Annotated in this window: 21 protein-coding genes; 7 read left to right on the top strand and 14 right to left on the bottom strand. The window is 46.7% G+C overall.

All coding sequences use genetic code 11. The annotated features are described in order from the left end of the window. Positions 1-81 precede the first annotated feature (81 nt). Both AC121Z_RS09320 and AC121Z_RS09325 read right to left on the bottom strand, forming a co-directional pair. Positions 82-642 (bottom strand): phosphoribosyltransferase, encoded by a 561-nt coding sequence (locus AC121Z_RS09320; RefSeq protein ID WP_498123761.1) that lies wholly within the window; start codon positions 640-642, stop codon positions 82-84. 42 nt (positions 643-684) lie between these two features. Then, on the bottom strand, positions 685-1,878 hold the full coding sequence (locus tag AC121Z_RS09325) for a lipoprotein-releasing ABC transporter permease subunit (protein WP_498123762.1): 1,194 nt from the start codon (positions 1,876-1,878) through the stop codon (positions 685-687). 119 nt (positions 1,879-1,997) lie between these two features. Here AC121Z_RS09325 and AC121Z_RS09330 point away from each other — a divergent pair, with 119 nt between their 5' ends. Genes AC121Z_RS09330 through AC121Z_RS09345 form a run of 4 tightly spaced genes read left to right on the top strand, consistent with a single transcriptional unit; the run spans position 1,998 to position 8,238 of the window. After that, positions 1,998-2,603 carry a PilZ domain-containing protein gene (locus AC121Z_RS09330; protein WP_498123763.1) on the top strand — a complete coding sequence of 202 codons (606 nt, stop codon included), beginning with the start codon at positions 1,998-2,000 and terminating at the stop codon, positions 2,601-2,603. A gap of 36 nt (positions 2,604-2,639) precedes the next feature. Next, on the top strand, positions 2,640-6,137 hold the full coding sequence (mfd, locus tag AC121Z_RS09335) for a transcription-repair coupling factor (protein WP_498123764.1): 3,498 nt from the start codon (positions 2,640-2,642) through the stop codon (positions 6,135-6,137). Then, complete coding sequence (locus AC121Z_RS09340; protein WP_498123765.1) at positions 6,134-7,711, top strand: CsiV family protein; 1,578 nt, start codon at positions 6,134-6,136, stop codon at positions 7,709-7,711. Before mfd ends, AC121Z_RS09340 begins: the two co-directional genes overlap by 4 nt. Beyond that, complete coding sequence (locus AC121Z_RS09345; RefSeq protein WP_498123766.1) at positions 7,708-8,238, top strand: cob(I)yrinic acid a,c-diamide adenosyltransferase; 531 nt, start codon at positions 7,708-7,710, stop codon at positions 8,236-8,238. The genes AC121Z_RS09340 and AC121Z_RS09345 overlap by 4 nt, the downstream gene beginning before the upstream one ends. Positions 8,239-8,265: 27 nt before the next feature. Here the strand turns inward: AC121Z_RS09345 and AC121Z_RS09350 are convergent, their stop codons facing one another. After that, complete coding sequence (locus AC121Z_RS09350) at positions 8,266-9,663, bottom strand: SLC13 family permease (protein ID WP_498123767.1); 1,398 nt, start codon at positions 9,661-9,663, stop codon at positions 8,266-8,268. Then, positions 9,664-10,656: a beta-N-acetylhexosaminidase gene (nagZ, locus tag AC121Z_RS09355; protein ID WP_498123768.1), complete on the bottom strand. Its 993-nt coding sequence runs from the start codon at positions 10,654-10,656 to the stop codon at positions 9,664-9,666. A 101-nt stretch (positions 10,657-10,757) separates the two neighbouring features. Between nagZ and AC121Z_RS09360 the strand changes: the two genes are divergently transcribed. Next, positions 10,758-13,040, top strand: coding sequence for a penicillin acylase family protein (locus tag AC121Z_RS09360; RefSeq protein WP_498123769.1), 2,283 nt, complete (start codon positions 10,758-10,760; stop codon positions 13,038-13,040). On the opposite strand, the gene AC121Z_RS09365 is transcribed toward AC121Z_RS09360, so the two are convergent. The 9 genes from AC121Z_RS09365 to thrS all read right to left on the bottom strand — a co-directional run bounded on the left by AC121Z_RS09365 (position 13,024) and on the right by thrS (position 22,709). Next, a complete protein-coding gene (locus AC121Z_RS09365) occupies positions 13,024-13,620 on the bottom strand; it encodes a hypothetical protein (protein ID WP_498123770.1) in 597 nt (198 codons plus the stop codon). The genes AC121Z_RS09360 and AC121Z_RS09365 overlap by 17 nt on opposite strands. A gap of 273 nt (positions 13,621-13,893) precedes the next feature. Further along, positions 13,894-14,193 (bottom strand): integration host factor subunit alpha, encoded by a 300-nt coding sequence (locus tag AC121Z_RS09370; protein ID WP_100641703.1) that lies wholly within the window; start codon positions 14,191-14,193, stop codon positions 13,894-13,896. Positions 14,194-14,200: 7 nt separating this feature from the next. Further along, positions 14,201-16,588: a phenylalanine--tRNA ligase subunit beta gene (gene pheT / locus AC121Z_RS09375; RefSeq protein WP_498123771.1), complete on the bottom strand. Its 2,388-nt coding sequence runs from the start codon at positions 16,586-16,588 to the stop codon at positions 14,201-14,203. Between the two features lie 12 nt (positions 16,589-16,600). Then, complete coding sequence (gene pheS / locus AC121Z_RS09380; protein ID WP_498123772.1) at positions 16,601-17,581, bottom strand: phenylalanine--tRNA ligase subunit alpha; 981 nt, start codon at positions 17,579-17,581, stop codon at positions 16,601-16,603. 205 nt (positions 17,582-17,786) lie between these two features. After that, positions 17,787-19,292 (bottom strand): DUF1570 domain-containing protein, encoded by a 1,506-nt coding sequence (locus AC121Z_RS09385; RefSeq protein WP_498123773.1) that lies wholly within the window; start codon positions 19,290-19,292, stop codon positions 17,787-17,789. Positions 19,293-19,485: 193 nt separating this feature from the next. Then, positions 19,486-19,842 (bottom strand): 50S ribosomal protein L20, encoded by a 357-nt coding sequence (rplT, locus tag AC121Z_RS09390; protein WP_100658292.1) that lies wholly within the window; start codon positions 19,840-19,842, stop codon positions 19,486-19,488. Positions 19,843-19,859: 17 nt separating this feature from the next. Beyond that, positions 19,860-20,057: a 50S ribosomal protein L35 gene (gene rpmI / locus AC121Z_RS09395; protein ID WP_100658293.1), complete on the bottom strand. Its 198-nt coding sequence runs from the start codon at positions 20,055-20,057 to the stop codon at positions 19,860-19,862. A gap of 116 nt (positions 20,058-20,173) precedes the next feature. Further along, positions 20,174-20,713, bottom strand: a complete 540-nt coding sequence (infC, locus tag AC121Z_RS09400; RefSeq protein ID WP_498128206.1) for a translation initiation factor IF-3 — start codon at positions 20,711-20,713, stop codon at positions 20,174-20,176. 79 nt (positions 20,714-20,792) lie between these two features. Then, the gene (thrS, locus tag AC121Z_RS09405) at positions 20,793-22,709 is read right to left on the bottom strand and encodes a threonine--tRNA ligase (RefSeq protein ID WP_498123774.1); all 1,917 of its coding nucleotides are present in this window, start codon (positions 22,707-22,709) and stop codon (positions 20,793-20,795) included. Between the two features lie 276 nt (positions 22,710-22,985). Between thrS and AC121Z_RS09410 the strand changes: the two genes are divergently transcribed. Continuing rightward, on the top strand, positions 22,986-23,891 hold the full coding sequence (locus AC121Z_RS09410; RefSeq protein ID WP_498123775.1) for a fructosamine kinase family protein: 906 nt from the start codon (positions 22,986-22,988) through the stop codon (positions 23,889-23,891). Between the two features lie 83 nt (positions 23,892-23,974). Beyond that, the gene (locus AC121Z_RS09415; RefSeq protein ID WP_498123776.1) at positions 23,975-24,994 is read left to right on the top strand and encodes a DUF3080 family protein; all 1,020 of its coding nucleotides are present in this window, start codon (positions 23,975-23,977) and stop codon (positions 24,992-24,994) included. A 40-nt stretch (positions 24,995-25,034) separates the two neighbouring features. Here AC121Z_RS09415 and AC121Z_RS09420 read toward each other — a convergent pair whose 3' ends face one another. Then, on the bottom strand, positions 25,035-25,217 hold the full coding sequence (locus AC121Z_RS09420) for a hypothetical protein (RefSeq protein WP_498123777.1): 183 nt from the start codon (positions 25,215-25,217) through the stop codon (positions 25,035-25,037). Positions 25,218-25,253 lie beyond the last annotated feature (36 nt).

Raw genomic sequence — 25,253 nt, forward strand, 5'->3', positions numbered from 1 at the left:
AACCACCGTTATCAAACGGTGGTTGGGCATTTGAACGTAAGCATGTTGTTAATCGGTTAGGCTAACGAAATCACCGCCACACTAATCAAACAACACATCCATAATGTTAGTTAACTCGGTCTTGCCCGCGCGGATTTCTTGTTCTGTGAGGCCAGCGAGTTCGTGCGGAAATACTAACCATTCGTCACTCTCACGTACGTAGTAGTCTGGCACTAACTGAGTTTTGTTATTCGCTGGTTTGTACCAAGGACAGGCTATACGCACATCGGTTGGCATGTTTAAGCGCATTTGTGCTTTGATTTGTTTGATTAAGGCATCCACACTACGACCCGAATCAAATACATCATCGACAATCAATATCGCATCATCAGCGTTGGCGTTTTCAATCAGATAATGCAAACCGTGCACACGGATTTCCTTCGACTGTTTGTCAATTCCATAATAAGACGATGTGCGCACTGCGATGTGATCTGTGGGCGTTTGTTTAAACTCAAAAAACTCTTGTACCGCAATCCCAATTGGCGCACCGCCCCGCCAAATACCAATAATAAACTGAGGCCTAAAGCCATCTTCATATACTTGATGAGCGAGTCGGAATGAATCTTCGAGTAAGGATTGTGCGGTAATAAAGGTTTTTTGCATGAGCAGCCCCTGAAAATCAATTCGCGCAAGTATAGTGAAAACTTATTCGTATTGTAAGGCTCTTGCCGGCTGAACTGATAATGCTTTGTAGGCTGGATATAACGTCGACAGCAAACATAGCAAAAGAGCAAACAGCGCAACACCTATAACCTGATCAATGCGCAGGTCAATGGGCAGGCCGCCGCTTAAGCTGTAGCCTGTCGACACGCCCAACGCCTTAAACATAGGGTTCAGCCCCAATACCAATAGCACGCCAAACAAAGTACCCAAAGCAGCACCTTTTAAACCGTTTAACATACCGTTGAACAAAAATATCCGCATAACGCTGGTACGTTGCATGCCTAAAGTCATAAGAATAGCGATATCGCCCTGCTTTTCATTTACCACCATCACCAACGCTGAAATAATATTGAAAGCTGCGACTGCAATCACCAGCAGTAATAACAAGAACATCATATTCTTTTCCATTTTTACCGCATCAAATAAAGGGCCCTGCCGCGCGCGCCATGTTGTATGTTCAATATCAGCTTGCTCAAGGGCGAACGCAGTGGCTTGATAAGCAAAGGCATCGCGCAAAAACAAACGCGATACTGAAACTGGAGCAGCTTCGCGTTTTAAGCGCTGCAGGTCGCTAATGTGCATAAACAGCGTTTTGTCGTCTAACTCAGACCCCACATCAAACACACCTACCACTTCAACTAGGCGTTGACTTGGTACGCGTCCGAATGGCGTATACACTGAAGCACCGGCAAGCAGCAGACGGAGTGGTTCTCCAGGTCGTATACCAAGCTGGGAGGCCAAGGCGCGGCCAATAATAATCTGATACTTGCCGGGCACGAGTGCACTTAACTCCCCCACTAACAGATTGTCATCAATGATGGAATACCGGCTCATCGCTGCGGGCTCGATACCCTGGATCATCACCCCGCGCAGCGCATTGGCCGTTTGCAATACACCTTCGGCCTCAGCATAGGGCATAGCCCCAATCACTTCCGGCAATGCCATACTTTCCGCGACGTCTGCCGGAATACCAGCCACGACATGTGGCATAACACCTAAAATTCGTTGCTTAAGTTGCCCTTCAAAACCGTTCATGACCGACAACACAACAATCAGGGCCATGATCCCAAGGGTAATACCTGCAACAGAGAAGAAATTGATAAATGCTACAAAGCTACTGCTCTGTTTAGCTTTGGAATACCGCAGGCCAATAAATGCAAAAACGGGATGAAACATAGATTCCTAACGCTCGAAACTTTCAATAAAGCAATTGAATTGCTTGCGAAAGTTATGGTTAATGCGACAATGCCAACGCATGATACGAACATCTGTAAAGCCATACAAGGTAATCTACTATGGACCAGTCATTCGATACGCTCTCAGCTGCGCAAAAGAAAGAGCGGTTTAACGAATTCTTCTTGATCAAGCATACGCTTAACGTAAATATCAAAGCGGTTGAAAATGCTGCAATCCCTGATCATCATCAACTTGAGTTACACATGCCCTACGCTTTTAAGATCGCTGGAGAGCTTTCTAGCATAGAAGCTCAAGCACTACGTCCGTTGCGTAACCTAAGTAATCATGCCTCCGAATTAGCTGACTTCCTTACCGCGCAAGCGCGCAAAATAGATTTGATGATGTCTTATATCCTGCACCAGCAAGACGACGAAGCCATGCGGTATGCAACATTACGCTTTGGTGGGGGTGGCATTGAAATCATTAGCCCCCAATCACTTGAGATAGGCCAAGGGGTAGAACTAAAAATTTTCTTACCAGAAGAAGCTGCCGCGGTTTTTTGTTTTGCTGAAGTTATTACTTGCGACCCGCATCCAGATGGTTACCATATCGCGTTTATTTACAGTCGAATCCGAGAAACTGATCAGGAATTGTTGGTTCGAGCCAGTTTGCATTTGCAAACTCAACAGCTGCGCAAGCGATCCGTAAGCAATCAAAATCAGTAATTATCGCGTTGTTAGCACAAGGCCTATTGCGTATCCATGAAAGCATCGATATTTTTTCCCCCATTACCGCAAAACAAAACGTCCAACGTTGATTTCCTACAATGGGGGCAACTGCCTAAAAGCAGCGCAGCATTGGCCGTTGCAAACGCCACCCTGCAGCATACAGGCCCCACGTTGTTAGTGACAGCGGATACCCCCAGTGCGCTGCGGCTAGAACGCGAAATTCAATTTTTTAGTCTGCCAAATGAAGTCAATATTAATGTGTTTCCCGATTGGGAAACCTTACCCTATGATACTTTCTCACCACACCAGGATATTATATCGCAGCGGCTAGAAACGCTCGATGCGTTGTCGAACGCGGCTAATACCTTAGTTATCGTGCCGATTAATACGCTGATCCAACGTCTTGCACCGACCAATTATTTAGACCAATATTTATTACTGCTCAAAATCGGTCAATCCATTGACGTACAAGCATTTCGACGTAAATTGGAAAAGGCTGGTTATTTGCACGTTAATCAAGTGATGAGTCACAGCGAATTCTCTGTGCGTGGCAGTATCATTGATCTCTTCCCCATGGGCAGTGAACATCCTTTTCGCATCGACCTGTTTGATGATGAGATAGATTCAATCCGTCTTTTTGATCCTGAAGATCAACGCTCGACGGATAAAGTCGATGAAATCCGCCTACTACCTGCTCGAGAATTCCCAACGGATAAACCAGCAATCGCCCGCTTTAGAGAACAGTATTTAACCCACTTTGATACTGTCAGCTCTAAAGAATCAATATTTCATCGCGTTACAGCGGGTAGCGGGGGTTTACCTGGGGGTATCGAGTATTATTTACCGTTATTCTTTGAGCAAACCGCCACCTTGTTTGATTATCTAAACGAGAATACTCAGATACTCATGCATGGAGATATCCAAGACGCCTGTGAATTTGTTTGGGCCGATATTCAGCATCGGTATGAACAACGGCGCTATAATCCAGAGCGACCATTACTGGCTCCACAGCATTTGTATTTATCAGTTGAAGAGTTGTTCGCACAATTTAAGCTCTGGCCAAGAGTGAAGATCAATACGCACGAGGTAGAAGACAAGGTCGGCAGAACTAACTTTGGTGTTCACCTAGTTGACGACATCGCCTTGCAGCCGCAGCACAAAGAACCCGCACAACGCCTCCGTCAACGCTTAGAAAAAGTCTTAGCTGACGGTGGGCGCGTATTATTCTGCGCGGAAACCATGGGGCGCAAAGAAAACTTACTGAGCATATTAAAGCAAGCGCGCATCAGCACGACCAGCGTTGATAGTCTTGACAGCTTTATTCAACAACATGAGCCAGTGGGACTGACCGTTGGGAATGTTGAAAATAGCTTTTATCTGCATGCTGCTGATGGGCAGTTATTGCTGATCACCGAAACCGAATTGCTCGGGCACAAAATCAGTCAGCGACGACGACGTGACAAGCAAAAAGCCACGGATGAATCCGCGGTTATCCGCAACTTAGCAGAATTATCCAGTGGGCAGCCGGTGGTGCATATTGACCATGGTGTAGGCCGGTACATTGGTTTACAAACTCTCGATGCTGGCGGGATCAGCACCGAATATCTAACCATAGAGTATGCTAAAGGTGCGAAGCTATATGTGCCGGTCGCCAGTCTACATTTGATCAGTCGTTATAGCGGTGGCGACCCCGATCAAGCACCACTTCATGGATTAGGCAGCGATGCTTGGAGTAAAGCCAAGAGAAAAGCAGCGGAGAAAGTCCGTGATGTCGCTGCGCAATTACTCGATGTTTACGCCCGCCGAGCGGCAAAACCTGGCTTTGCTTATCAAATAGACTGGCAAGAATACCAACGCTTTGCTGACAGTTTTCCGTTTGAAGAAACATTGGACCAACAACAAGCAATCAGTGCTGTAATTAATGATATGGGACTTCCCAGCGCTATGGACCGCTTGGTTTGCGGTGACGTTGGCTTTGGTAAAACAGAAGTTGCCATGCGCGCCGCTTTTTTGGCCGCCAACCAAGGCAAACAGGTCGCTATTTTGGTGCCTACAACCCTGCTCGCACAGCAACATTATGAGAATTTTAAAGACCGTTTTGCAGACTGGCCATTTAATATAGAAGTAATGTCACGCTTCGTCGGCACGAAAAAAAGCCAAGAAGTATTGAGTGGACTAGCTAAAGGTAAAGTCGATATTGTGGTTGGTACCCATAAACTGATCCAAGATGATGTTAAATATCATGATCTCGGATTGGTCATTATCGATGAAGAACACCGCTTTGGCGTGCGCCAAAAAGACAAATTCAAATCGTTGCGCGCCGATGTCGATATTCTAACCCTAACCGCAACGCCGATCCCGAGAACCCTGAATATGGCTCTAAGTGGGATGCGAGATCTCTCGATTATTGCCACTCCACCGGCCAAGCGACTGTCGATAAAAACCTTTGTGCAACAACGTGATAAAGAAGTCATTCGTGAAGCAATAATGCGTGAAATTTTACGCGGCGGTCAGGTGTACTTCTTACACAATGAAGTAGACAGCATCGAGAAAACAGCCGATGAAATTGCCCAGATCGTTCCTGAGGCTCGCATAGCGATTGGTCATGGCCAGATGCGTGAACGCGAACTTGAACAAGTCATGAGTGATTTCTATCACCAACGCTTTAATGTTTTGGTGTGTACCACGATCATTGAAACAGGTATCGATGTACCTTCTGCCAATACCATTATTATGGACCGCGCTGATCACCTCGGCTTAGCTCAGTTACATCAACTCCGTGGACGCGTTGGCCGTTCACATCATCAGGCCTATGCTTATTTATTAACGCCACATCCTAAGCACATGACTCGGGATGCGACGAAACGACTCGAAGCGATTGCTAATTTAGAGGATTTAGGGGCTGGGTTCCAGTTGGCCACTCACGATCTAGAAATCAGAGGTGCCGGTGAATTATTGGGTGATGATCAATCAGGCCAAATTGCGTCAATCGGTTTTACGCTTTATATGGACATGCTGGAACAAGCAGTAGAAGCATTAAAACAAGGCAAGGAACCGTCGTTAGATGCAGCACTCGCAGAACAAACTGAAATTGAATTGCGTATTCCTGCGCTCTTGCCTGATGACTATATCGCTGATGTCAGCACACGTTTGTCGCTGTACAAAAAACTGGCTGGTTGCAAAACCAAGCTGGATATCGATAATCTGCAAATTGAACTCATTGACCGCTTTGGTATGTTGCCACAAGCAGCCAAAAATCTCGTCGCGATCGCCGAGTATAAGCTGCTCGCTAAACAGGTGGGGATCAGCAAAATTGAAATGGGTCACCAAACTGGCAGTATCGAGTTTACTGACACGACTCCTGTCGATCCGGGCTACATCATTCAGTTAGTCCAAACGCAGGCAAAACAATTCCGCTTTGATGGTCCAACTCGCCTTAAGCTTATCAACACACCTGAGGATGCCCAGCAACGTCTGGATATGGTATCTTCCTTATTGCAATCATTTATCAAGGAATCACGCCCCACATGAGGTTGTTCAGCGTTTGCCTGTTAGTACTGGCCCTATGGCCTGTTCGCATTGCCGTTGCGCAAGAACAGGAATGGTGGTTTGATATTGAAGTCATTGTCTTTGAACGCAGCCATGATGAATCCTTAGCCGAGCAATTTGATAATGTCGCGCCTATCCCCTCGAATTGGCAATTAAACCTTATAGAACAAGCCTTAACACCTGATATCAGTGGCTTATTGCCACTACTCAATACTTGTACAAGTACAGACACACTGCCCACAATTGACAGTATTCTTGCCGAATATCAAGCGCACCAAGCTCGCTTGAGAGAGGCCGAATTAATTGCCAATCCAGACTTAGACAACAACTCCGACGCTGTTGATAGTCTCGCGGTAGATGATGCAATTACTGCCATCATTGAAGATGCTTCAGACAATTTCACACAAGTGTCCAGTCCAACAGAAGTAACGCCCGTTGAGAATGATCCTGCTAACACGGAAGAAAACGCTGCAAGTAGCGATGATTTAAACACCCAGCAAGGGCCAGAAATCTCATTATCGGCAGAAAATGCGCTGCTATTCGATGTAAATGCGCAAGACAGTCCTTTTGACTATGCTACGCTGCTGCGCGAATTAAACCAACAGCGCCAAGCGCTTATTGAATCTCTGCCGGCGCTGGAACCGATTAAATTACCAGTAAACGTGTTGTGTATTATGGACAACGAAATGTTGTTAGCGGGTGACATTCCATTGTATGCTTTTGATATTTCATTGCCTCGCACCGATCGCGTCCCCACCACATTAAGCGGTCTCAATTGGTTCCGTGCAGAGGACGCTCACCTCCTGCCCGATGAATTATTCTCCTTGCACGACTTTGCCCGTGGCATCAATCGTCTAGCAAATCATCGAGTACTATTGCACACAGCTTGGCGTCAGGAAGTTGAATTTGGACGTGATATCGCAGATTCAATTCGCTTGATCGCTGGCAAAGATCTGCACGCCCCACTTTACGAGGCAGCCCGACAAGCGGCAAAGCTAGCAGAGTTAGAGAGCGAGAGTGAGGGCTTAAACGAACGTTCAGAAGCGGTTGGCGAGAGCTTTGACTCTATGGACAATCTGACCACAAGTGAACGACTTGATGAAAGCTCATTGGCCGCTAATGATGAGCTAGACCCACCGCCCGATCCCACTAATACATTCTTTACGCAGCTCGATAAGGCGTTAAACACCCCTGTGCCAGCAGATATCGTGCAGCAACTGCTAAGTTCCGATGATCCGAGTAGTGAACCACTCACACAGTATCAGGACTCACGTTGGCAAGTGGATGGAACGTTTAAAGTGTATTTGCAATACATCAATCGGGTGCCGTACTTGCATATCGATAATGATCTTGTGTATCAGCGCCCAGTCAAGGTTGTAGAACAATCGGCCGAACCTGCATTTGAAGCTATTGGGCTCAAACAATTGCGCCGCGTGATCAGCCAACAAGTACATTATTTTGACCACCCATTATTTGGTGTAATCGTTCAGATCCGCCGCCACGATAGGCCCGAACCTGATGCACTGAGTGAGCTCAATGAGGTTGATACTGAGTGAAAATTTATACCAAGCAAGGTGATTCGGGCGTTACTCAAGTTTACACCCACGACGTACGCAAAATAGCCAAAGATGATGTAATTCTAGATGCCTATGGCAGCTTAGATGAGCTTAACGCGCAGTTAGGTTTATTGGCGTGTCAGTTGCAAGCCGATTCCTCACTTACCGCGGCCGCTGCTTTACTCACGGATTTTCAGCGCGACCTATTTACTGTAGGGTTTGCAATTTCTGACAGCAGTCAACTGACTGCCGAACGCGTTTGCGCGGTCGAACAAGCCATTGATCTTATGCAACAAGATTTGCCACCTCAAACCCAGTTTATTTTGCCCGGTGGCAGTCAACCCGCAGCACATGCCCATGTGTGTCGCACGGTATGTCGGCGCGCAGAGCGTGCATTGGTACGTTTACATCACGAGCAGGCTGTTGCACCTGAAGCATTGCAGTATCTTAACCGCTTGTCAGACTATTTATTTGTGCTGGCACGCTGGTCAAATAAGCAATTGGGGATAGCCGATGTCAATGTTTAACCTTGTTCTCTATGGAATATCATAGAGTTAGAACTGAGCAGTGATCACAATGGCTGCAACAATTGCAACCATAACATTTAGCGCAGCCCCCTCTTTCGCCATGGTCGAAATCGCAATTTTTCCAGTACCATAAACAATGGCATTTGGGGCTGTTGCGACAGGCAACATAAACGCACAACTGGCACTAATCGCTGCCGGGATCATTAGCAAGGCTGGATCGATATTATTCGCCATTGCTGCACTGGCTAAAATCGGCATCAATAACGTTGCAGTGGCTGTATTGGATGTGATCTCGGTCAAGAAGCTTACCGCTATACAAATAGATAATACTAATAAAATCAATGGCAAAGCCGTCAAACCTGATAGCCCCTCACCGATCAGTTGACTCAAACCACTCGCCGTAAACGCACTTGCAATGCAAATCCCTCCAGCAAATAGCAGTAGCATACCCCATGGGATCTGTTGCGCCGTTTGCCAATCGAGCAAGTAACTGGGTTTTCGTGTCTCAGGATCAGAATTCCCAGAGGGTATCAAACACATCAATACCACCCCAAGCAAGGCAACCGTGCTATCGCCGATGCCTGGAGCGTTGAAAAACGCGGCCCAATATGGCCGAAAAACCCAAGCTAATGCAATTAAACCGAAGACCATAAGAACACGCTTTTCTGCAGGGGCCCATTTAGGCTGATCGGGGATCGGAGACGCCGGTAACTCGCCAATACCACGAGTTAACCACAACGCCATCATAGGAATTGCGATAACAACAATCGGTACGCCATACTGCATCCAATCAAGAAAGGTCATTTGAGTGCCCGTAAATTCTTCGTATACACTCATAAAAATAATATTTGGTGGCGTGCCAATGGGAGTACCAACGCCGCCAAGACTGGCCGCATAAGCAATAGCCAATAGGAGTACTATCGCTAAGCGAGGTTGCTGCAAATGCGCGACTACGGCAAGTCCCAAAGGCATCAACATCAGTGTCGTTGCCGAATTAGAAATCCACATGCTTAAAAGCGCCGCGGTGAGCATAAAGGCTAATACGATACGTCTGGCACTGTGGGTGCCTGTGAGTCTCAGCATGTTAAATGCTAAGCGCACGTGCACGCCGGATTTTTCCAATGCCTTTGACAACATAAATGCGCCCATCAGTAACACGATAACGTGATTCCCTAGTGCCGATGCTGCGGTCTTGTGGTCAAGCACCCCCGCCAGCGGAAACGCCACAAAAGGGATCAGTGATGTTACCGGAATTGGCAATGCTTCAGTTACCCATAATGTACCGACTAGAGTCGTTATTGCAGCAGTTACAACGATAGGTGCAGGTTGTCCCAACGCATTGAGCGTTAGATAAATCACTAACGCTAATGTAATGGCGAGCATAACCATTGGCCACTTAACCCAGCTTTGAACGACTTCTGACATCTATCCTACCTCCGCTGCGAGTTTTAGCGTTTCCAACGCTGCACTGTACAGCTGTTTCTTATGCGTAAGCGGCACTTCTCGGGCCCGTAAACTTGCCACTGCTCGCGACGTTCCAGAAGACCACTGGAGCCCATTTAACACCTCTTTGACTGCGTCACGGTTATTGCAAACGAGTGCCATGTCACACCCTGCCTGCAAAGCAGCTTGAGTGCGCTGTAAGGGACCACCAGCGACGGTAGCGGCTTGCATCGATAAATCATCAGAGAAAATAATCCCGCTAAACCCCAAACGTTGCCGTAAGATTTGTTGCAACCATACGCTTGAAAACCCCGCAGGTTGGTCGTCGATCTGCGAATAAATGACATGTGCAGGCATCATGGCTTGCAATAAACCCGCCTCGATCAGCTGACTAAATACTGGCATATCAGTGCTTTCAATTTCAGCTAAGGAACGGGTATCAACCGGCATCGCGATGTGTGAATCTGCTTGCACAGAGCCATGTCCAGGAAAATGTTTTCCGGTCGCGCTCATCCCCATACTGCGCATACCAAGAATAAAGGCACTGGCCAAAGGCACTATCTCGTTACAGCTAGCACCAAAAGAACGGTCGCCAATCACAGTAGAGATAGCATTGATATCAAGGACTGGAGCAAAGGAAATATCAATATCAACGTGCGTCAATTCATAGCCGATGATTGCACCGCATGCCTTGGCTAATTCAACCGGCGAGATACCTGCTAATTCAGCCAATGTCGGCAATTGCCCCATCGCAGGGATCGCTGTAAAGCCCTCGCGAAACCGTTGCACACGCCCGCCTTCCTGATCGACAGCGAGTAATATTTCTGGATTCTCTTGCCTGATAGATTTAACGAGTTCACGCAATTGCACTGGAGACTGATAGTTGCGGCTGAATAGAATGAGTCCACCAACCAATGGATGTCTGAGTAATTCTTTGTCCTCTGACGACAAAGCGCTACCTTCAATATCAAGCATTACCGGCCCCAAAATCGCACTACTCCTTGATTAAAACCTTTGCATTCGCGATTTGCACCGCTAGGATGAGATAACAAGTTGAGACTATACGAAAAATTACCATGAAACGCATCCTCCTTGCTGTCTTTGTTTGCCTGTTTGCAGCCGTTAGTTTTATTTATATAACCTTATTCTTGAGCCTCCCAGAGCTTGATGGCGAAGTGAACGCAACAATTTCGGCCCAGGTAAATATCCAGCGAGATGCCAAGGGTCATACAGTGATTAATGCGCAAAATATTGTAGATGCCGCCTACGCTACCGGATTTGCCCACGCCCAAGATCGTTTGTTTCAAATGGACCTATTACGTCGTAGTGGTGCCGGAGAAATTGCCGAATTGTTTGGTGACGCAGCCATAAGCATCGATGAGCGCGCGCGCTTTCATCAATTTCGTAAACGCGCACAACAAGCACTTCAACAGCTCAGTGACAATGAACGCAACGTACTCGACGCTTATACACAAGGTGTTAATAATGCAGTTAGCCACTATTCAGTTTTACCGTTTGAATACCTTTTGCTCGGCAAAGAGTTTAAGCCATGGCAAGCAGAAGACAGTTTGTTAGTCTCGTACAGTATGTACATTGACTTGCAAAATGGCCAAGTTCAACGCGACCTAGTGCTGACCCAAATTGCCAAACATTATGGGCAGTCCATGCTGGATTTTTTCTTGTTACCGAGCAGCTTTCAGGCGGCATTGGATTACTCTGAAATTGAACGACCAGTGCCGTTGGATATTCCCGCTTTGCATAAACCAGCGAATTCGCATTTAGCCTCGGTTGTCATCCCTGAACCGATTGATATCGGCAGCAATAATTGGGCAGTGAGTGGTGAACTAACCCAATCCGGCACCCCCATGGTCAGTGATGACATGCATTTAGGGTTACGCGTACCACCGATTTGGTATCGATTATCCTTGTACTACTCCCGCAACAACGAAGCCATAGAGGTGCATGGGGTGAGTTTGCCAGGTACACCAGGCATTATCGTCGGTAGCAATACCCACGTTGCATGGGGCTTTACCAATGCAAATCTGGATAATACAGACTGGATACGCTTGGCCGCGACAACGGCAGTTAATACGCAGACTGAAATCATAAAAACCCCTGAAACTGAGCACCGTATGGAGCTCACCATAAGCGACTATGGCCCCGTTCGGCAAATTGATGGTGAAAACTATGCATTACGTTGGGTAGCGCACCAGCCCTACGCGGTTAATCTCAAACATTTGGAACTGGATAGCGCAAAATCAGTTGTTGAAGCGCGTGAGATTGCGACGCAAATGGGTATCCCTGTGCAAAATATGGTAGCGGCTGATCACACTGGCTCCATTGCATGGATGCCGGCTGGAGCGGTGACCGCACGCCCTGTTCCCAGTGATCAGGCGATAGCAGAGGAAGATGTTTCGGCCCTATGGGACGCGCGAGAACAGCAGCTTCCCGCAGTAATCAACCCAGATAATCAACGCCTTTGGACCGCGAATGCACGCGTAATTGGCACTGAGGAATTAAGCCGCTTTGGTGATGGCGGTTATGCTCTTGGCGCTCGCGGGATGCAGATCCGCGATCGCTTGTTCGAACAAGAAATTTATGATGAAGCGGCTTTCTATCGAATTCAACAAGATAACGCAGCCGTTTTTCTGTCTGCTTGGCAGGCATACTTACTCAATACCCTACAACAAAGTCCACATGAATTTGCCGAAGATATTGCTCTACTCGATGCGTGGCAAGGCTGTGCGTGCAGCGACTCCGTAGGTTATGCCTTAACGCGAAAATTCCGCAGTGCAGTCATGAACGCGTTGTTTGCGCCAATTGAAACCTATCTGCGTGAACAGAATCTCAGTTTGGGACCCGTGCTCCGCCATTTAGAGCCTGCAACCAAAGCCATTCTGAAGCAGCAACCACTGGATTGGTTGCCGGCGCCCTATGACGATTATCTACCGTTTTTACTCGACACCTACCGGACGATGCGCCAAGAGTTACTTGCCCAATATGCCGGTGGTGACACCGGCGCGCTGGCAGAACTGACATGGGGCAAGGTCAACGCACTAAAAGTACAACATCCATTCAGTCGAGTTATGCCGGTGCTCGCCCCAGTACTCGACATGCCGACGGTTGCTGGCTTTGGCGACAGTTTTCTACCTGCCGTACAAAACGGCACGCATGGCGCGTCACAACGCTTAACCGTGCAACCAGGGCGAGAGCAACATGCAATTCTAACGATTCCTGGGGGCCAGTCAGGCCATCCGTTGAGCCCGTTTTATCGGCAGGGTTTTGACGCTTATGTTAACGCCGAACAAACCCCGCTGTTACCAGAAACTCCTGAACATACGCTTACTTTGGTGCCCTAGCCGCTGACTGGAGTTTTTGTTGCCACAACGCTAGTGCATGCTGCTGCGCTTGTTGCGGTGTAAGCGTACCCAAAGATGGGTCCTCTTGCGCGCTTTGCATAAGGGCAGAAGCAATACCATTGAGAGCCTCATTACGCGCTCTGAACATGGCTTGTGCATCGGCAAACAAGTCTTCTGCCTGCGGGTATTGAGCAGCGATAGGTTCAAACGCTTCACCGTTGATGTACGCCGCGTCGATGGCCTCTTGAAACAACATTCGAGCAGCCCGGAATTTGACATAGTCCAGTCCGCGCTCGCCGGCAAGAAAGCGCACTTGGTCGGCGTCGTAACCTACCTCTAATGCGGCCTCAAGCAGTATATTTTGCCAATAGACAAACACCTCATCATCCTGATCAACATAGGCTTGTTTTAAGCCTAATTGTACGTCACTAGCAGCAAACAGCGCATCAACGCTCAATTGAGGCTGAGTGTCATTCGGCCGTTGCTCTTCCTGCGGCCGATGAATAATCGCTGTTGCTACAACGATGGTCAAAAATATAAGGTAAAACAGTCGCATACGCGTAGATTTTAGGATAGACAAGTAAACAACCTATAATGACAACCAATTTAAGGCGAAGGTTACCACGACAAGAACAGCGTAATAAGGGGGAAGCATTGTATTTGGGCACTTTGCTATAACAACCGTTAATTTATGCACGCAGGAATAATCTTTTTGAATTCGCCTATCATGTGAATTCATTGCATTCCCAAAAAATTGGAAAGTGTTACTTTTAGGACGGTCGCACGCATTAAAAAAGCCTACTTTACAGTAGGCTTTTTACGCTATTCAGTACAACTGATTATCCAGTCACTGCTATTGACCTGTCGGCTTAGCGTTTTCAACGCGGCTCTTAAGTTTTTGCCCCGGTCTAAACGTCACCACACGGCGAGCTTTGATTGGGATATCCTCACCCGTTTTCGGGTTCCGTCCTGGTCGTTCGTTTTTACTTCTCAGATCGAAGTTGCCGAACCCAGACAACTTAACTTGCTCACCGGCCTCTAGCGAAGACTTAATCTCTTCGAAGAATGCTTCAACGAGTTCCTTGGAATCCCGCTTGTTCATACCTAGCTTTTCGAACAAGTGTTCCGCCATTTCAGCTTTGGTCAATGCCATTGTCTTGTTACTCTCTCAACGCAGCCCTAAATTGTGATTCAAGACCTGCAACTACTGTTTCCACCGCTTTTTGAATTTCGGCTTCTTCTAACGTTTTGCTGGTGTCTTGCAACGTAAGCGACAGAGCGAGGCTTTTTTTACCAGGTTCAATGCCTTTACCTCTGTACACGTCGAACAAGTTTAGGTCAACTAATTGATTTACGCCAATTTTTTCTACATACCTACGTATGTCTCCAAAATTAACCGCCTCGTCAACCACAATTGCAATATCCCTTCGGTTCGCTGGGAATTTAGAAATTGGTAGCGCTTGTGGTATAACTCGTTGAGTCACAGCATCGACAAAAAGTTCAAATACAAAAGTTCGACCACTCAAGCCGAGTTGTTTCTCGAATTGCGGGTGAATGGCACCAACCCAACCAATCACTTGGTCATCGCAGCGAATTTCTGCCCCCTGACCGGGATGCAATGCCGAATGCGTGCAAGCGATAAAGTCTACCTTGCCATTTAAAGCGGTCTGCGCAAGTAGCGCTTCGACGTCGCCTTTGATATCGAAGAAATCAACGTTTTGCTCTTTACTCTCCCAGTGCATCGGTAACTGATGCCCTGCGATCACACCTGCAATCATAGTTTCTTGGCGAAGGCCATTTTCACCGCTCGTGTCAGGAATGAAACGCAATCCCGCTTCAAACAAGCGCACGCGTGTTTGCTGACGATTTTGGTTATAACTGACGGCTTGCAATAGACCAGTCCATAAGCTGACACGCATCACTGACATTTCACTGGATATGGGGTGTGGTAAAACTAACCCCTCTTGCTCAGGGAATAATGCACCTTGATGTTTCGGATCAACGAAAGAATAAGTGATCGCTTCGGAATAGCCGCGTTCCAACAATACCGTTTTTAACTGCTGTAAAGGCTGTTTTGCTTCTTCACTTGGTAGCATAGCCAAAGTGCCTTGCGGTGAATTGTTGGGAATGCTGTTATAACCATAAACCCTAGCGACTTCTTCAATTAAGTCTTCTTCAATCGCAATATCAAAGCGATAGCTCGGCGCTTGCGCTTTCCATTCGCCATCTGTAAACGTTACATCTAAGCCGAGACGAGTGAGGATCTCAGTGACTGTTTCATCAGCAATCGTATGACCCAGAACACGATCTAAACGAGTTCGGCGTAGTGTAACAGCTGCAGATTTTGGTAGGTGTTCGGTTGCAACGGCTTCGACGATCGGCCCTGCCTGCCCGCCAACGATATCGATTAAAAGCTGTGTCGCACGCTCCATTGCGGTACGTTGCAATTCTGGGTCAACACCACGTTCATAACGATGTGACGCATCCGTATGCAAACCATATTGACGCGCTTTACCAATAATCGCATCCGGCGCAAAGAATGCCGATTCGAGGAAAATATCTTGAGTTTTTGCAGTCACACCTGAGTGTAAGCCACCAAAGATGCCTGCCATGGCAAGTGCTTTAGTTGCATCCGCGATGACTAATGTATCTGGTTTAAGGCTTACTGTGCTCTCATCTAGCAAGGTTAATTGCTCATCGGCTTTTGCATGGCGCACGATAATCTTTTCATCAATCGCACCTAAATCAAAGGCATGCATGGGGTGGCCGAGTTCAAGTAACACATAGTTCGTCACATCAACGACTGGGTCGATACTGCGTACCCCACTGCGACGCAACTTTTCTACCATCCACAACGGAGTTTTCACGTCCAGAGTAATGCCTTTAATGACTCGACCGAGATAACGAGGGCAAGCATCTGGTGCCGCTAATTCAATCGCACGGGAATCATCAATAGTGCTCTCAACCGCTTTAAAATCAAGAGCCTTAACATCGAGGTTGTTCAGCACGCCCACTTCACGGGCGAGACCGCGCATCCCAAGACAATCGGCACGATTAGGGGTAAGATCCACTTCAATAATGCGATCGTCCAAGTCCAAATATTCAACAATATCTGTGCCGATAGGCGCATCAGCGGGTAATTCGATTATCCCAGAATGATCCTCACCCATGCCTAATTCGCTGAAACTACACAGCATACCGAAGCTTGGTTGACCGCGTAATTTCGCTTTCTTGATCTTGAAATTACCAGGTAAAACGGCACCGACTTTCGCAACTGCGACCTTAAGCCCTTGCCGGCAATTCGGTGCACCACAGACGATGTCTAATAATTCACTATCCCCTACATTAACTTTTGTGACTTGTAATTTGTCAGCGTCAGGGTGTTGACTACACTCAACCACTTCACCGACCACAACACCACTGAAATCTCCAGCGACTGGGTCGATACCATCAACCTCTAGACCAGCCATACTAAGCTGTTCCGACAGCGCTTTACTGTCTAGCGCTGGATCCACGTACTCTCGTAACCATTTTTCACTAAATTTCATCGCAATCGCCCCTTATTTGAACTGCTTTAAGAAGCGCATGTCGTTTTCGAAAAATGCGCGTAAATCAGTAACGCCGTAACGCAACATTGTGAGGCGTTCAACGCCCATACCAAAAGCGAAACCGGTGTATTCTTCGGGATCTATGTTGACCGCTCTTAATACATTGGGGTGTACCATACCGCAGCCCAAGACTTCTAACCATTTGCCATCTTTACCCATGACATCGACTTCTGCAGAAGGCTCAGTAAACGGGAAATATGACGGTCTGAAACGGACCTGCAGGTCTTCCTCGAAGAAGTGGTGCAAGAAGTCATGCAAAATACCTTTCAAGTCTGCAAAACTTATCGCTTTATCAACCATTAAGCCTTCAACTTGATGGAACATTGGAGTATGAGTCTGATCGTAATCATTACGATAAACGCGGCCTGGCGAGATGATGCGCAATGGCGGCTTTTCCGCTTCCATAGTACGAATTTGGACACCACTGGTCTGTGTGCGCAACATGATGTTAGGCGAAAAGTAAAAGGTATCATGATCCGCGCGAGCGGGGTGGTTCGCTGGGATATTCAGAGCATCAAAATTGTGGAAGCCATCTTCGACTTCAGGGCCAGTTTTTACTTCAAAACCGAGGTCACCAAAAAAACCTTCAATACGCGCAATAGTGCGTGACACCGGATGCAAGTTACCGGAGGCTTGACCACGACCAGGTAAGCTCACGTCGACCTGTTCTGCTGCTAACTTAGCATTCAGCTCGGCGGCTTTGAGCGCCTGCCCTTTCTCTGCTAACAGACCCTGGATCGTTTGCTTGGCTTGATTGATCCGCTGTCCGGCAGCAGGACGCTCTTCTGGACTCAATTGCCCTAGGCTTTTTAACTGTTCGGTTAACTTACCCTTTTTCCCCATAAACTCGACCCGAATTTCGTCGAGTTTTGCCACATTTTCAGTGACATCAATCAATGCTTTAGCTTCATTGATGATCGCATCTAGATCCATAGTACCCTCTAGCGGTGAACACATCTCAGTGTGCATATAAGCGTGCAAAATAAAGCTGCGTATTTTACACAAGAATAGCGTCTGAGTGCTAGGACTAGATACTGCTAAATCGCGGTTAAATTAAGGAACCTTCCACTTTTACCTAGGATTAGAATAAAGTGGCTTCACAATGCAGCACGTAATTCAATGTATTAGTTTACTTATGTCAATTGGCGACGGCGTTAACCGAAGCTATGAGCGACTCGATCTGTTCAAATAGCGCTCGATCATGACCAATCATACGCTTAGCTTGCAATAGCTGTTGTTGTGCCAGTTCGAAATCTTCGAGTACTACATAAGCCCGCACAGCACCCACGATCGCATTGATATGCCGAGACGATGCGAGTAAAGCGTCAATAGCCTCAAGCGCAGTAGACTTGTCACTAAACCGCGCATGGTACATAGCTAACGCCGTCATGCTCGGTAGGTAGGGCTGCTGCTTCACACTGAACTGCCACCACTGCAATGCTTGCTCACGATAATTATGCCCGATCGTGTTTTCTCCCTGCGCATACGCATTCTGCGATAGTGCGCGATAGGTACTGGCAATATTGTATTGCGTATTAGCATCTAGATCTGTGCGCGTAAGTAATGGTTGTAGTAAAGCTTGGCTTTCTGCAACCTCTTTCCGTTGCGCTGCGTGGAGTGCGGCAATTGAAGCTGCGAAAGGTACGCCAGCATCAGCCGCTTGCTTTAGAAACATTGCTCCTAGCCCATCCGGCTCTCGCCAACCTAAAACTGGTGACAATACCGACTTAACTTGTGGGGAAGATAGTGGACTGTGGCTTATCTCGCTATTAATCTGTGGACGCTCAAGGATAAGACCGTCTTTTCTATCACTGCGCGCGTATTCGCGTAGCTCACGCTTAAGGTCTTTAAAACTAATCGGAAAGCTTTGGGCAAATGCAGTCTCCACATCAACGCCTTTACTCAACAGGCTTAAAAATTGAGCATTCGAGGCGTAGTAACTAGGAAATCCGTTGCGTGCGCCGAGCGTAAAATAATGGGTTGCTAACCAAGCTGTCGCATAAAACTTCTGCTTAAAACGATTGGATTTATCAAATACTGAATCTACCGCGAAGAGATCATCTGGATTGACCATACCACGGCGTGAGAGGGTTTCAGCCTCATACTCTGGTACCTGCCCAATGTAAACGAAATCTTTACCAATGACCGTCGTAGAAAAAAATGTAGCGATGCCTTCATTATACCAATCGGCATATTTGATCGGTGCCGTGTTAGCGACCAGATAATGCACATACTCGTGATACAGCTTGGATAATCGATTTTCATCTCCCGCTGGCCCTATGACCATTCTAGGGCCATAAACAACATCAACAAATACTGCCGATGCTGAATTTGCGTAGGGTAAATGCTGCCAAATATCGTTATTTTTAAACAAAAAAACGTCAACGGGAGGCATTTTAGTGCGATGACTTCCTTTAACCAATTGAATAATCGTGGCGCGAAAAATCTCCAGATCTTCAAGCAAGCCCAACGCGACCTCTGGCTCATGATCGCTGTATAAGGTGAGATTATCTGAATGATAGACATGCCACCCAGCTAAATCCTCCGAAGCGGCAGGTGAGAGCGATACTAACGCACACAACACGAACGTGCAGTTACGCACAAAAGCTTTAACTTTGGAGTGGACGAAAAACTGAAATAGCATGCTTCTTCCCTGATACGTAACGGCAATAATTAAGCTGGCAAATGTATAAAAAAACGGGTCATATGGCAATGAGACATAAGTTAATTTAATCTCTCATTCAACACAGCAGTAGTAATGAGTGTTAGGCATAAAAAAACGGCGAGCTTCCTGCTCGCCGTCTCTATGAAAGAACTTAAACCTATTGGTTAATAGATTATGCTAAAGCGCCTTTGGCTGCTTCAACAAGTGCACTGAATGCCGCTTTGTCGTGAACCGCAATATCCGCAAGGATTTTACGATCGATTTCAACAGATGCTTTCTTCAAACCGTTAATGAAACGGCTGTAAGACATACCATTTTGACGAGCCGCAGCATTGATACGTGCAATCCACAATTGACGGAATTGACGCTTACGCTGACGACGGTCACGATATGCATATTGACCTGCTTTAGTAACTGCCTGGACAGCTACACGATAAACACGACTGCGGGCACCGTAGTAACCTTTAGCCTGCTTCAGAACTTTTTTATGACGTGCGCGTGCAATTACACCGCGTTTTACTCTAGCCATTAGTCAGTCTCCTTGTCTTAAACGTAAGGCAACATGCGTTGGATAAGCTTAGTATCCGCATCATGAACCAATTTTTTGCCACGTAAATGGCGTTTACGCTTAGTACTCTTCTTGGTCAAAATGTGACGCAAGTGAGACTGCTTGCTTTTAAAGCGGCCAGAAGCTGTTTTACGAAAACGCTTCGCAGCACCGCTGTTTGATTTCATTTTAGGCATTGCTAAAACTCCGCATTGTTAAATGTAGGCCTGATACGTGCAGTCGTATTTTGCCTAGTTAAAATATGCAGCAGGGTGACGCTCGGGTGCAGAACCGATTGTACTTTAAACCACTACTACTTCTTAAGTGGGGCGAGCACCATGATCATCTGACGACCCTCTACCCTTCTAGGGAAAGACTCGCAGTTGGCAATGTCTTCTAGATCCGTTTTTACACGGTTTAGCAGTTCAATGCCGATCTCTTGGTGGGCCATTTCACGTCCGCGGAAGCGGATTGTGACTTTAGCCTTATCACCACCTTCTAGAAAGCGACGCAGGTTGCGCAGTTTTACCTGGTAATCGCCTTCATCAGTGCCAGGGCGAAATTTAATCTCCTTGACCTGAATTTGCTTCTGTTTTTTCTTTTGCTCTTTTTGAGCTTTACTTTTCTCAAAGAGGAACTTGCCATAGTCCATAATTTTACAGACTGGCGGCTCGGCATTCGGACTGATTTCGACTAGGTCCAGACTCGCTTCATCTGCTGCCTGTTGAGCTTCAGCAATTGAGACTACCCCAACCTGTTCGCCTTCACTTCCTATCAAACGCACTTCACGTGCTGTAATTTCGTCGTTAATGCGGGCTTTATCGCCCTGAGCCTTATTGTTAGCGCCTTTAATGTGCTATTCCTCCAAAAACTAAATCGTCTGTTTGGCTAGAAGTATCGCAACCTCTCCAAACCCTATGTACATGTATCGACTACTTTATCTCTTTTCCGGTAACGTCTTGCTGTAGCATTTCAATAAACGCATCAATTGACATTTTACCTAAATCTTCGCCGCGTCGAGTACGAACCGCAACTGCATCATCTTGCATTTCGGCATCGCCAACAACTAACATGTATGGCACACGGTGTAATGTGTGCTCGCGGATTTTAAAGCCTATCTTCTCATTTCTCAAGTCAGACTTTGCTCTAAACCCAGATTCCTGCAACTTTTTCGTAACTTTTTGCGAATATTCTGCTTGTTTGTCGGTAATATTGAGCAACACCACCTGAACGGGTGCTAACCACGTTGGGAAAAAGCCCGCATATTCTTCAGTTAAAATACCGATAAAACGCTCAAGAGAGCCCAAAGTCGCCCGGTGGATCATTGCCGGAACTTTGCGCTCGCCGTCTTCAGCCACATAAGTAGCCCCTAAGCGACCTGGCATTGAGAAATCAAGCTGCACGGTGCCGCACTGCCAAGCTCGGTCCAAACAATCGTAAAGGGTGAACTCAATTTTCGGTCCGTAGAACGCACCTTCACCAGGTAAATAATCAAACTCGATATTGTTTGCTTTCAGCGCATCAGCTAACTTCTGCTCAGCTTTATCCCAGGTTTCATCTGACCCTACACGTTTTTCTGGACGCGTAGATAATTTAACCGCAATATTTTCGAAGCCGAACACCTTATAAACTTCATAGACCATCTGGATGCAGCTTGAAACTTCGCCTTCAATCTGATCATCAGTGCAGAAGATATGTGCATCATCTTGGGTAAACCCGCGCACACGCATGAGGCCATGTAATGCACCTGACGGCTCGTTTCGGTGACAGCAGCCAAATTCAGCCAAGCGTAATGGTAAGTCACGATATGATTTCAGGCCTTGGTTAAATATCTGCACGTGCCCCGGGCAGTTCATCGGTTTAATCGCGTACTCGCGTTTTTCCGACTCAGTGGTAAACATGTTTTCAGCATATTTATCCCAGTGCCCGGATTTTTCCCACAAGGAACGATCCATCATTAGCGGCGCTTTGACTTCGCCAAACCCGTATTCGCGTTGTTTCTGACGAATGAATTTTTCAAGCTCAGTATAGATTGACCAACCATCACTGTGCCAAAACACCATGCCTGGCGCTTCTTCTTGCCAATGCCAAAGATCTAAAGACTTACCGATTTTACGGTGATCACGTTTTTCCGCCTCTTCCAGGCGCTGCAAATAAGATTTTAATTGCTTTTTATCTGCCCATGCGGTGCCGTAAATACGCTGCAGCATTTTATTGTCTGAATTACCGCGCCAGTAGGCACCCGCCACCTTCATCAATTTGAAGTGATGACAGAAGCGCATATTAGGTACATGTGGACCACGACACATATCCACATATTCTTCATGATGATAAAGTCCTGGACGATCATCTTTGCTAATGTTTTCGTCTAAAATTTCTACCTTGTATGACTCATCGCGCGCAGCGAAGGTATCGCGTGCTTCTTGCCAACTGACCTTTTTCTTAACCACATCGTAGTTAGTTTTCGCGAGTTCCAACATGCGCTTTTCGATTTTAGCTAAGTCCTCATTACTGAGCGCTTCAGGTAAATCGACATCATAGTAAAAGCCATTATCAATGGTCGGACCGATGGCCATTTTTGCATCTGGATAGAGTTGCTTAATCGCATGACCAATTAAGTGGGCACAGGAGTGGCGAATGATCTCTAAACCATCGTCATCTTTTGCTGTGATGATGCTCAAGTCCGCGTCAGCTTCAATCAGATCACACGCGTCGACACGTTCACCATTAACGCGGCCAGCAATGGTCGCTTTGGCAAGCCCAGGACCAATGTCCATGGCAACGTCTAAAACAGATACGGGGTTAGCAAATTCGCGTTGGCTTCCATCCGGAAGAGTAATTACTGGCATGTTCGGTCCTACACAGTGGTGACGCCTACTCTGCGCCACTTGTTGAAATAAAAAAAAGCAAAAACAATAAAAAAACACCCATACGAAGGGTGTAAGCGCAGGCGATTATAACCGCAATTCCCTGTGACGCAAGGCCTTCCGCTCTTCCTATGCGAATTGCTAGTCAGCGACCTTAAGCAATATTGGTATAACATAATGGTTTTTCAGATCGAACTGGATTAACACATTTAGCAATGTTGACCATACTTGAAGTTCAGGCATTGTGAGAACGCAGGTATGTGGCATTTTATCAGCGATACAATTAGCTCCGCGATCGGTGACGTCTTCATTTGTGAAAGTGCAAAACAAATTCATCGTCAACATAATCATGTGAGCTATGTGCTAAAAGGCAGTCAACGCCGCTTTTTTGTTAAATTGAGTGACACTCAGCACTATCAAGCTAGCGCGAGCCCCCTCGCTTGCGAAGCCGAAGGTCTGCGCGCTTTACTATCGACACAAACGTTTAAATGTCCGCAGGTCATTTGTCACGGCGAGTTTGCAGAAAACCATAAACACTATGAGTATCTGGTCCTGCAATATATATGCTTCAAATCGCCTTCACATGAATTTTGGTGTGATGCTGGTAGCAAACTCGCCGCTTTACACCTATCCCCTGTTTCTCCAGACGTTGCTGCATTAGACGGTTGTTATGGATGGCCGATTAACAACTTCATAGGTGCAACTGAGCAAGTAAATTCTCCCAACTCAAATTGGCGAGATTTTTTTATCCAAAACCGGATCGAGTGCTATTTGCATCACTTGACCTGCGCAGCAAAAATTGTCGATCAAACTATTCTGGCATTGATTGATACCCAACTGGCTAAGCATAATCCTCGCCCCAGCCTACTGCATGGCGATTTATGGCACGGCAATATAGGTTTTAGTGCTTCGGCTCCCGTTATTTATGATCCTGCAGTATGGCTCGGTGACCCTGAATGTGATTTAGCTATGGCAGAACTCTTTGGCGGTTTTGCTAAAGGCTTCTTTGCAGCGTATCAAGAGCAACTACCTCCCACCCCAGATTACGATACCCGCCGGCCTATTTATCAATTACCCCATGCATTGAATCACTGGTTAATGTTTGGCGACAGCTATCGGGGATTGGTTGAATCAATTGTGGCTCAAATAAGAGGAAATAGTTAGGGCCTGCCAAATTGGTCAAAATCGCTTTTCGAGGCGTATGATATGACAAGAAGTTTCCCCTTGATTAACTATGCACTAACCTGATGCAAATACGACTACTGGTTTTCTGCTGTTTTAGTACAACACTCCTGTTTCTAGGGGCCTGTTCTTCAAATCGAGTTTCATCAACCTTAGAAGAATACATTGAACGACTTGCAAGAGTGGTCGAGAAAGCTCCCCCTACAATTGTAATTTCAGCAATGCCAGCGTTTCCTACTAAAGCAGAAATGCGACAAGCGGTACAGCCTTTTAGTTTGAATGTGCGCGAGTTTCTAAATTTGCCCAATTGCCACCTTTCGACACTCGTTGCCGAGCGCAACACCGCCATGGGTAAAACCCAACTGCCATCGCAACGGTTTGTATATGAAGTTAACGTAACACAAGCCTTAAAGGAATGTGCCGAGTCGACCGCTGATACAGCATTACAAGACCAACTCAACCAATTAGCATTCGCCAAGCAAGCGCAACTAAGCGTGGGTTACGCAAATCTCATACAAACCAGCGAAGAACTATTGTTGGCCCTGTCACAAGCGCAAGGTTTTATCGCAGGAGATGGCTCCGATGGTTTGCATCAGACCGTTGCAGCATTACAGTATTTAATTGCGGTAAATCCAAATCAACCTCATCACCCAGTAAAGAGTAAACAACTGGAGGAACATCTTCAGGCTTTATTGAAATATCGATTACCGGCAAAGATGTGGCGCACGCAAACAGCTATTACGGCACATTTACAAGCGGCAAATGCGTGGCTATCCCCAGCACTTGCGGAGGTTGATTGTGAGCGCTTAGCAGGACAGCAAAAAGCGGCGGTCTTGGGTAATGTTTTTCGATTGTTTTTTGCCGAAAAAATTCAACCCCTGGCAGCACAGCTCAACACTTATCATTACAAGCTAACACCGGTGCTCACTGAGTTATTGAGCGAACCGAATCTATCGCCTAAATTGCGCGACCGTGTGCAGCAGCGGATTAGTGCTCACGAAACATACTCACAAGCTATTCGGGAGCATGTAGTCCTGTGGCAAGACTTATTTTCACGTTGCGAAATATCGGTCGCTGCGCTGTAAACGTCAGGTAAGTAGAGATTTCCCTTAGAAGTGCTAGTGACTAGGCGCGCTTTCGCTCGCTTGCGTCTGCGTCTGCTTCGTTACTCGCCTCTTCCGCTTGGATTTTTTCCAGCTTTTTATATTTCATGATACGTGCGCCGAAGATCCGTTCCACGTTCTTCCGACCTAAATACGCAATCGGTGAATAGGGATATTTACGCTTAAAAAATTTTGGTAGTTTCACAATGCCCTCTGCTTTTTATATAAACATTAAGGGTCT

It is taken from the genome of Alteromonas sp. DYW1 (assembly GCF_059752595.1).